General features: G+C 42.7%; 10 protein-coding genes and 2 pseudogenes. 2 read left to right on the top strand and 10 right to left on the bottom strand.

The window, feature by feature from the left end:
* Together F6J99_RS36325 and smpB are read left to right on the top strand one after the other, a co-directional pair.
* Positions 1-115 (top strand): transposase (locus F6J99_RS36325; RefSeq protein WP_293120501.1); only part of this gene is annotated, 115 nt, incomplete at its 5' end.
* A 650-nt stretch (positions 116-765) separates the two neighbouring features.
* A complete protein-coding gene (gene smpB, locus F6J99_RS36320; protein WP_293097118.1) occupies positions 766-1,233 on the top strand; it encodes an SsrA-binding protein SmpB in 468 nt (155 codons plus the stop codon).
* Between the two features lie 164 nt (positions 1,234-1,397).
* Here smpB and F6J99_RS36315 read toward each other — a convergent pair whose 3' ends face one another.
* The 10 genes and pseudogenes from F6J99_RS36315 to F6J99_RS36275 all read right to left on the bottom strand — a co-directional run.
* Positions 1,398-2,780: an IctB family putative bicarbonate transporter gene (locus F6J99_RS36315; RefSeq protein ID WP_293120499.1), complete on the bottom strand. Its 1,383-nt coding sequence runs from the start codon at positions 2,778-2,780 to the stop codon at positions 1,398-1,400.
* Positions 2,781-3,100: 320 nt separating this feature from the next.
* Positions 3,101-4,687 (bottom strand): GAF domain-containing sensor histidine kinase, encoded by a 1,587-nt coding sequence (locus F6J99_RS36310; RefSeq protein ID WP_293120497.1) that lies wholly within the window; start codon positions 4,685-4,687, stop codon positions 3,101-3,103.
* A 198-nt stretch (positions 4,688-4,885) separates the two neighbouring features.
* Positions 4,886-5,614: a GUN4 domain-containing protein gene (locus F6J99_RS36305; RefSeq protein ID WP_070396930.1), complete on the bottom strand. Its 729-nt coding sequence runs from the start codon at positions 5,612-5,614 to the stop codon at positions 4,886-4,888.
* 514 nt (positions 5,615-6,128) lie between these two features.
* On the bottom strand, positions 6,129-6,617 hold the full coding sequence (locus tag F6J99_RS36300) for an adenylyltransferase/cytidyltransferase family protein (RefSeq protein WP_070395231.1): 489 nt from the start codon (positions 6,615-6,617) through the stop codon (positions 6,129-6,131).
* 668 nt (positions 6,618-7,285) lie between these two features.
* Entirely contained in the window at positions 7,286-7,567 is a 282-nt protein-coding gene (locus F6J99_RS36295; RefSeq protein ID WP_293120495.1) for a hypothetical protein, read from the bottom strand.
* Positions 7,554-7,805, bottom strand: a complete 252-nt coding sequence (locus tag F6J99_RS36290) for a hypothetical protein (protein ID WP_293120493.1) — start codon at positions 7,803-7,805, stop codon at positions 7,554-7,556. Before F6J99_RS36290 ends, F6J99_RS36295 begins: the two co-directional genes overlap by 14 nt.
* Before the next feature lie 38 nt (positions 7,806-7,843).
* Entirely contained in the window at positions 7,844-7,996 is a 153-nt protein-coding gene (locus F6J99_RS45870; protein ID WP_365974981.1) for a winged helix-turn-helix domain-containing protein, read from the bottom strand.
* 6 nt (positions 7,997-8,002) lie between these two features.
* On the bottom strand, positions 8,003-8,302 hold the full coding sequence (locus F6J99_RS36285; protein ID WP_293120491.1) for a winged helix-turn-helix domain-containing protein: 300 nt from the start codon (positions 8,300-8,302) through the stop codon (positions 8,003-8,005).
* A gap of 248 nt (positions 8,303-8,550) precedes the next feature.
* Positions 8,551-8,688, bottom strand: a pseudogene (locus F6J99_RS36280) (zinc ribbon domain-containing protein); the annotation flags it as partial.
* Positions 8,685-8,817: pseudogene (locus F6J99_RS36275) on the bottom strand (IS4 family transposase); the annotation flags it as partial. The pseudogenes F6J99_RS36280 and F6J99_RS36275, both read right to left, overlap by 4 nt.

Genomic DNA, 8,817 nt, shown 5'->3' with positions numbered 1-8,817 from the left:
GAATTTTTTTGCCCGACTCAAGCAATATCGAGCGATCGCGACGCGGTACGATAAGCGAGCTCAGAACTTCCTAGGAGCAATTTATCTGGCTGCTGCTGTAATTTGGCTTAATTGATGACACGCCCTAGTGATACTTGAGCATTTATCGATTTTTTGTTATATTTCTTTAATGATTTATTTAAAGTAACCATTACTTACCTCCTCTTACCTATTTAAACTAATAAGACTTTGAGGATTTTTTTACCCTCAAAATTTTCCGATACTTTTTAGCTACCAGAATCTACCAAGGCAGATCCTAGCCCGCCAAGGCAAGATGCAATCGCATCCAGGGGGTATCTCCGCGCTTCTCTGACGGAATATCCCGCGAGCGCCATAAAAATGTCAAAAAAGTTATAACACCGGGATAGAGAGCGCAACTATTAAACCCTTGGTTTTCGGCTTTAATTTAAGTTACATAATAATCCCTGTCGGTGTTACCCTAATTTAAGTCTAACAAATAATAAGAGTTTTTGGTAGACTCTGCGACATTTTCTCTAGCTGTTTACTAACCTTCAGGATATATCCTTACTTCCGTCTCTCCATGAAACTTGATCACCCATGCTCAAGTCATGAACAGATGAACGATTTGTGATTTTTGTATCTATTGTAACCGTTTGGCAGGTAAATCTCAATATCTTCATAAAAGTTAATAGTTTCCCGTTGTCGCCAGTTCTAACCTCAGGCGCTACAGTTAAATAACTGCAAGCTTGTGGGAGTGGGAAGACTATGAGTGATAAAGGTGAAAGTTATAAAGTTATTAGTGATAATCGACAAGCTCGTTTTCTCTACCAAATTTTAGAGACTTACGAGGCGGGGATTGAGTTAAAGGGAACGGAGGTGAAGTCTATCCGAGTTGGCAAGGTCAACTTGCGGGATGGCTATGGGTTGATTCGTGGTGGGGAAGCGTGGCTGCTCAATGTCCATATCTCTCCGTACCAAAATATCAACGAATATTTTAATCATGACCCCCGTCGCAGCCGAAAACTACTGCTGCACCGTAAGGAAATCAATAAGCTCACCGGTAAATTAGAACAGCAAGGTTTAACCCTTGTCCCCTTAAAGATTTATTTGAAGCGCGGCTTAGTTAAAGTCAGCATTGGTTTGGGCAGAGGGAAAAAGCTCCATGATAAGCGCGAGACGATTAAGAGGCGTCAGGATCAGCGAGATATGGCAAGGGCTCTCAAACGTTATTGAAGGTTGAACGCGCACGCGTGGCCTTTTAGCCAAGGTTGGTTAGTTGCTTGGTAGGTTAAACGCGCACGCGTGGCTTTTTGGCCAAGGTTGGTAGGTCACCACAAAACTAGCAACCTGTAACTGGGTAACTTGTAACCTCCAACCTGCAAAGCAACCTAAAAATTCTAAACTTTTGACGGGTCAGAATTCGGATTGACATAGAAACTGGCAATAATGGCAACGACTAGCCACCATAAGGTCTGCACTTGAGGACGGTACCAAACGGTATCTACCAGACCATGGGCGAGCATTCCTGACATGGTGGCAATGGCTCCCATCAGCCAAAATCCCTGACGGTTAGCTAAATTTCTCAGACGACTTAGTTGTTGCATACCTTGGTTTATAGTGACCATCAACAACCAAAGGAAACATAAGATCCCGATCAAACCCATTTCTACTGCAGTTTCTAGGAAAATCGAATAGGCACTGAGGGCGGTATATTTGGGGCGTTGGAAAAGGGGATAGATTTTGTTGAAGGCGTTGTTACCTGGACCAATGCCAATGATAGGTCGGTGACGAATCATATCCACCACAGCAGACCAAACATTCATGCGGAAGTTGTTACTACTATCTTCCCGACCAACAAAAATACTAGCAATGCGATCGCGTATAGCTGGAACAAACATGACTGCGAGAACCATCACCCCAGCACAACTGCTTAATAGCGCTGGCATTGCCCAAGGGCGTAATTTAGGGGGCAACTGCACACTGTACCAATACACCAGCAGGATCAAGAAGACGAAAATACAAACAACAAAACCAATCCATCCACCCCGACTAAAGGTTAGGACTAGACAAACTGAATTCACGACCACCATCGTCAGTGCTAAGGCTTTGGGGAGCAAACCCTGCCAGACAAATACTGCTGCCAAACTCAATGATACTGCTGGGATCAGATAACCAGCTAGTAAATTCGGGTTGCCCAGATAACTATAGACCCGTGTCAGTTTTGCTGCTGCGGAAGTGGGGTCTACCCAGGTAGCTAATGCTTCAGCCCCAAAAAACCACTGCCGCAAGCCGTAAATACTGACAATAAGTGATATATGGAGAAACAGGGTAATAATCCAGCTACGAAGCCGACCTGAACGCAATACCCTTGCCATCAGGGCAAAAAACAACAAATAAAGGGTTAATTTCACCAAACCACTAAAGGCAGCCCCTTTCACCGGAGAGACTGCGGTGGCTATGGTGGCAACACTCCAGTAGAGAACAACTAACAGATGAATGGGGCTGACCTTGGGCTTTCCTGTATCATCGGATAGGGTTAGCAATAGCCAGAACCCTGCACTTGCAATTAACAAGATGCCTACTAGAGCATTGGAGACAAAAGGAGCTAAACTTAACACCAGAGCAACTATCATCGCTCCTATTGGGTCAGACCACTGTAGGAGCAAGCTACTCTGACGCCAAGCATCTAGGAGTCCCACTAGGCGATACAAATAGCTAGTGGCTCGCCACCGATACAGCTGTAAATTTGAGAGAGTAAACTTAGCCCATGCTGAATTCATTGTCTATTTTTTCTTTGAACCCACCCCATCTATAATCAAAGATTATAGATCAGGATTCATTCACTAAATACTAAAAAACTGTTCGACGCTTCCCGAAAAGCTGGTGTTCTCAGGGGGTCTTTAGCACTTTTGCTATCGACCACTTCAGAAAGACTAAGCAAAGTTAAATAATTTATTAACTCAGCAACACTTATCAGCCCTTAGTCTTCTATTTATGAGTTTTTTTGAGAAATACGGTCTAGGTCTGATGGCTAGATCACCTTGACACCACCGTTGCCCAGATTAGTTTAACATATGAGTCAATGAATCGGAACAGTGGTTTAACAGTTTTGATCAGGAGACTCTAATTTAGGTAAAGTAATCACGTAGCGATACCCTAACTCTGGCAAACCTTGAACAGAAATTTTTCCTCTATGGCGTTTAGCTAAATGGCAGCTTAGTAATAGCCCTAAACTTTCACGAGATTCACTATTCTGAGGTATTTTTTCCGATTCAGAACTCCAACTAGTGCTTTCTGGGTCAAAAGAACTGGATAAAAACTGATTGTCACAGAGGAAGTTAGAACTCGAAGGTAGTTCACTTATTCCCAGTCGTTCATTGATGAATGGGGTTTCTAAAGCATTAGCAACTGCTGCTGCTGCTGAGGGAGATTGTAACGGTAACTCAGAAATTTGTCCGTACATCTGAGGTAGACCATCTCCGAGCCAGGGGTGAGAAACCCAAACCGCGATTTTCAAAGACACGACATTAGCCCTGTCCAAATCAGTTTTTCGAGAGACATGGATGCGTATTTCACCCCCTGCTTCAGCCGAGTAAATCACACTGAATATGAGGTAATATAGCATTTGTCTGACCTTTTCTTTATCCAGAAACCAGATGCGATTCCCTGGCTCTACAGATAAATGCAACTTTTGTCGATGTTGCTGGGCTATCTGTGCTAAATTGTTAATTGCTTGTTGACAGAGCATTTCAATATCTACAGCAGTTAAATTTAGTTGTTCGCTGTTTTCCTCAAAAATCCCCAAGCAAAGAATTTCATCAACCATCAAGACCAGCTGACGACCACTGCAATAAACAATTTCTAGATATTCTTTTTGTTTATCAGTCAAAGACCCATAAACTTGGCGACTTAATACACTAGCCATTCCCATAATTGATGTTAGAGGTGTGCGCAATTCCTGTGTCAGCTGAGTTAGTAATTTGTACTTAATGGTGTGAACTGAGTTAAAACCAGCTATTCCATCTAGACAGATATTCTTAGGGCTATAAATTTCCCGATCAGACTCCACTTCCAGAGAGTGCTGAGCCTCTCTGGAAGAGTTAGGTAGCCAGTTAACAAAGCGGTCACGCTCTTTTTTCAAAAAATGATTCCGCTCAAATTCACTGAGACTCCAGCGAGCGGTAATTGCCAAAAACTCATAATCTTTGGTGGTAAAATTGCGAGGTACTAAATCCATAACGGCTAGGGTACCTAAACATTCTCCGTCAGCAGTTAACAGGGGTGCACCTAAGTAAGAACGGATACCGTAGTGGTGAACCAGTACACTACTAGCAAAGACAGGGTTGGCGACTGTATCATTAATCGCCAACATTTGATGACTATCTACTACATAGCTACAAAAGCATTCACTACGGGGCAACTGACGGGACTGTGCCACTCGATTCATTAGCCCGATTCTAGATAATCCCACAGCTGATTTGATGTGCTGTTGCGTTTGTACCATAAAGCCCAAAATGCAGATAGGCACATCTAAAAATCTGGCAGTAGTCTGAGTTGCCTCGTCAAAAACTGGTACTGTTTCTGCTTCGAGTAGACCTAAATCCCGCAGAGTTTTCAGTCGTTTTTTTTCCCGTTCTTTAGGAGTCAAACCATCCAGAGTACAAAAAAGTTGATTTTCTTTTGCCATAACCAACCCATTCCCCATGGTTACCTTTGGTAGCACCACAGTCCACTGGCTACTGTAGTACTACCCACAACACTTAAGGTTCCCAGATAGAGTAGTGAAGTCAACAAATTCTCAGGAAAATAAATGCTTAAATCATGCCATTTTTTTTGGTATCAGAAGCATTTTTGTGTTTTTTTCCTTCCTGACCGCTTATGGCAGTCATATCCGAGTAGACCAAGCTGGATGAGAAAGCAAAGAGGAAAATACCCGAACACCTCTGAGCTGATTGGAAAGAGGCAAATGACCTTTTGGTGCACTGAGATCCCAGATAAACTCATGGGGATATCGGGTCCAGCGATTGCCAGTTTTCCAACCAATTTTTGGCCAAAGTTTTTCCCAGTTCTTGCCCAAAGACAACCAAAGCTCCCGCTGCACAGAAAATCCAAATTTGCCTTGAGAGTGAATAACCCACAAGATATCAATAGTTTGCAAATCTGTAATCGGGAAATTGTCTACTTCGGAAAAATACAGCCATCTTCTCTGTAGAGCAGCAGCTCCTGCTAACTCACAGAGTTTTTCGAGAGTAAGACGGTCAGCTGCGAGAAAATCTTGTTTAACTAACAGCTGTTGCACGGGTGTGTAATCAATGCCTGCTTCAGAACGTAGGGGTACAACCCCAGTAGGAAAATAGGTTTGCAAAAATTCATTGGTTTTGGGCATATTGGCTTGATGGAGGGCTTGATAGGCAAAACCAGCACTGAGGATAGTCGGGTTGGCATGTTGCTCCTGTAAAAATTCCATTAACACGTCTAACCCGGCAGTGCCAGTGTTGGCAAGTTCCTGAATCAAAGCCTGTTGTTTTTTTTCAGAACTAGACTTTAGCTGGCGCTGGAGTTCGGCAACTGTGTTAGAGACTTCTGCTGGTAACCGGGCCGTTTGATCGCTCATGAAGGGTAGGGTTTGAGGTTGCACTCAAGAAGATTGAATGTGATAGGTTTTAAAGTCGAGAGTCAAGCAAGTTCATGCTTTTAACCTAGACTACGGCAAGGAACCGCTTGTATACAACCTTCAAGCTTATAATTGTCTAACCTTAAACCTTTTACGATGAACAACTTGTGCCAAAATTCGTGCGATCGTAGTCCGTCAATTGTCTCGCTTCGGTGCTTCACTCTAATCGCTGCTTGAACAATTAACTTGCAGGTTAATTGTTAGGGGTTGGGGGTTAGGTGTTGGTTTAATGGTTAATGGTTAATGGTTAATAGTTAAGTGTGTAAGCGTGCTTAGTACGTAATGTAAGCCTGCTATCATGCCTAATGTAGCGTGCCTATACTGTATATAGGGAGACACCAGCTAGGAAGAGACAACACCCAAGGGTATGAAAAGTTTTTTCCGAAATTGACAAAGAATCAATTTACACCCACAACAATTTACCAAATTTTAACCATTCTCTATTCTCACGTGCTTATCGAGCCTGAAGAATGCGGTTAATGATTTGAGTAGTGGAGGTAGGAAATTCAACCTGGACTAACTCAATCCGCCCCCCATAGGATTGAACAATTTGGGCTTCTGGTAAAGTGGATAAAGTGTAGTCACCCCCTTTAACGTACACCTCTGGTTGCAGTGCTTCAATTAAACGATTAGCTGTGGTTTCAGCAAAAATCACTACCCCATCTACGGGTTTGAGAGTTGCCAGAATTTCTGCCCTCTGTATTTCAGGAACCAGTGGTCGGGAAGGATATCCTGGCTGTGATGGTTTAATGCGGTTTACTGATTGATCACTATTTAGCCCGACCACTAGAGCTGAACCCAAGGATTTGGCAATCTTTAAGTAACGCACATGACCAATGTGTAGTATATCAAAACACCCATTAGTAAATACCAGTGGTCGCCATCGCTCTGACTCCTGGGTCATCAGCTGTTGTAATTCATCGGCAGTGTAGATTCCAGTCATCTCACTTGAAAATAGTTCTGAGTGCGTCAGGCAGACAATCCTGAGTTAAAAGGACTTACTCCGGTAGTAGGTTTGTCTACTACCAAGGCTACTTCCCTCGCCCCGAAGGAGCTGATTTCTACTTTGCCGTCTACCATATTGATTTGATTTTTTACCAGGAGAGTCAGGGGTTTTGACAGATTTTCTAAGCTCTGCTACCAGGTAAGTCTTGGCTTTTACTCACTAGGGCAGTTTACTTACCAATACTATTATACATACAGGGGATTTGACACTCCCCGGCCTTTAGGCGCGGGGATTCTTGGTTCAACGAGGCAGCGTGGCTCTTCCAGGCCAGAGCCAAGAAGAGTAGAGGCCGCCTCTCCCCGAGCGTTCGGATCGACGTTCGCGTAGTGTGACCTACGGTCAATCCAAGTTCCGGTGTGCCGGAAACGAAACCTTAGTAGAGGGTCGCCTTAGTTAATAAGTTTTGACCCTTTTTCTCATAGCCAGTCCCCTGTAAAGGCGACCCTCTACTTACGGTAACTTCAAACCCCACCGTACTCAAAGCTCTCTTTAGGATATTGTTCGCGAAGCGTCGGCTGAGGCCGAAGGCCACGCTTTCGGCAAAGCCGACGCTGCTTGAGGTGCGAACGCCGAATCGCAGTATTGTGGTCTCTATCTAACTGATACTAAGTTGCGTTCAAAGAGCTAATTCTCAGATGAGGAAAATATGTCATTGAACCCAAGAGTTCTTCAGAAGAGCCAAGCTCTACTAAGCCATGACTTACTGTGTCCATTACTTGCTCCATAGATGTTAAGATTTTGTTAGAAAAATAGTTTTCTCTAATATGTTCCCAAAGATGCTCAACAGGCATTAACTCCAGACTATAGGCTGGCTGAAATATAATCCGAATATTTTCCGGTATCTCCAAACTTTTTGATCTATGCCAACCGGCTTTATCCATTTGCATGCATGATCAAATATTCCCCAAAATCTTCTGAGACTTGTTTGAGAAATAAATTCATCATTTTTGTGTTAGCATAAGGTAAAATCAGAGATGTCATTTTGCCCAAAGCCGGTGCAACAGCAGCATAAGCATAGATATATTGTCTTACCTGTTGTTTACAGACCACTGGCCTTATTCCTGGTGGACACCAGCAACCTCGCACTTCTCCAAGGCGACCAAATCTGCCTTGATCGGTGGCCATCATTATAACTGGTCTTTTATCGTCAGATTTTCTAGTTTTTACGAGTTGTTTAACTTCTTTTTCAAAGTTTTTTTAAAAGCTGACTGTTCCGACTGTTTAGCTTTTGGGTGTGAAGGTCTAGGAACTACTTTTCGCCATTGGTGTCTATCCAAAAGACGATATATTGTAGTTTTATTTACTGGCTGACCCACTTGTTTTTAAAAAGCTAATTGAATTTCTTTTACTGTCGGGATTTGGCCTTTAGCTGCTTTTTTGAAAAAAGTTGCCAAAAAGTCTTTCTCTTCTGACCAAGTCAGATAACAGTTACGTCTACCCCCTTTTCCTTGTGTTTCAATAGCTTCTACACCTTTTCGATTATATTTGCTTATAACTCGGTGAACTGTACCTACAGACACTCCTGCATGTTGAGCAATTTCAGCAGCTGGTCTGGGGTCAACTAAAGCATTATAAATTACTAACCATTTTTGCCTTTGCCAAAAATTAGGGGCAGTTTTCATTTTCTGCTTCACCCCCTCTATACTTAGGTGACTTGCTGCTATACTTAGTCTACTCATAGTAATGGGATATTAAGCAATCTTTAAGAAATAGTTAACTTGAGTATACTACCTTGAGTCAGTTGTTTGAAAAAACTATAACATAATTTAATTTTTTAGCGCTCCACCTCTTGAAAACAAATTCAATCAGGATTATACAGAGGCGATACTGTTGCTTTTATAGATTTTCTCTTTGAACGCAACTCGGTATGACAACCACACTTGCAGAAGTGAGTTCTAGTTGATAGAGACTTCTTAACTGTTTCGCCGCAATTAGAGCAGTTTTGGCTTGTATAGGCAGGACTTACTGCAACAGTTATCCTGCCAAATTTAGTACCAAAGTGTTCTATCCCTGGGGGGGCGACATGAGAGCTAAAAAGTAGACTGTATAAGCTTCATAGCTCTCATACCTCGTAAATAATTATCGAGCTTATGACGACTTAAACGCATTAAAGCATCAACTAATTCCCAACATTTAT

Origin of the sequence: Moorena sp. SIO4G3 (genome assembly GCF_010692305.1) — a bacterium.
GTDB classification, from domain to species: domain Bacteria; phylum Cyanobacteriota; class Cyanobacteriia; order Cyanobacteriales; family Coleofasciculaceae; genus Moorena; species Moorena producens_A.
The sequence above is the reverse complement of the archived record's forward strand: the minus strand, read 5'-3'. Positions and strand labels throughout refer to the sequence as shown.

Bases quoted from the DNA above. Each gene is read 5' to 3' on its own strand.
- F6J99_RS36310 (WP_293120497.1), bottom strand. From the start codon at position 4,687: ATGGCAAAAGAAAATCAACTTTTTTGTACTCTGGATGGTTTGACTCCT.
- F6J99_RS36295 (WP_293120495.1), bottom strand. From the start codon at position 7,567: ATGCAAATGGATAAAGCCGGTTGGCATAGATCAAAAAGTTTGGAGATA.
- F6J99_RS36300 (WP_070395231.1), bottom strand. From the start codon at position 6,617: ATGACTGGAATCTACACTGCCGATGAATTACAACAGCTGATGACCCAG.
- F6J99_RS36290 (WP_293120493.1), bottom strand. From the start codon at position 7,805: ATGGCCACCGATCAAGGCAGATTTGGTCGCCTTGGAGAAGTGCGAGGT.
- F6J99_RS36315 (WP_293120499.1), bottom strand. From the start codon at position 2,780: ATGAATTCAGCATGGGCTAAGTTTACTCTCTCAAATTTACAGCTGTAT.
- F6J99_RS36285 (WP_293120491.1), bottom strand. From the start codon at position 8,302: ATGAAAACTGCCCCTAATTTTTGGCAAAGGCAAAAATGGTTAGTAATT.
- smpB (WP_293097118.1), top strand. From the start codon at position 766: ATGAGTGATAAAGGTGAAAGTTATAAAGTTATTAGTGATAATCGACAA.
- F6J99_RS36305 (WP_070396930.1), bottom strand. From the start codon at position 5,614: ATGAGCGATCAAACGGCCCGGTTACCAGCAGAAGTCTCTAACACAGTT.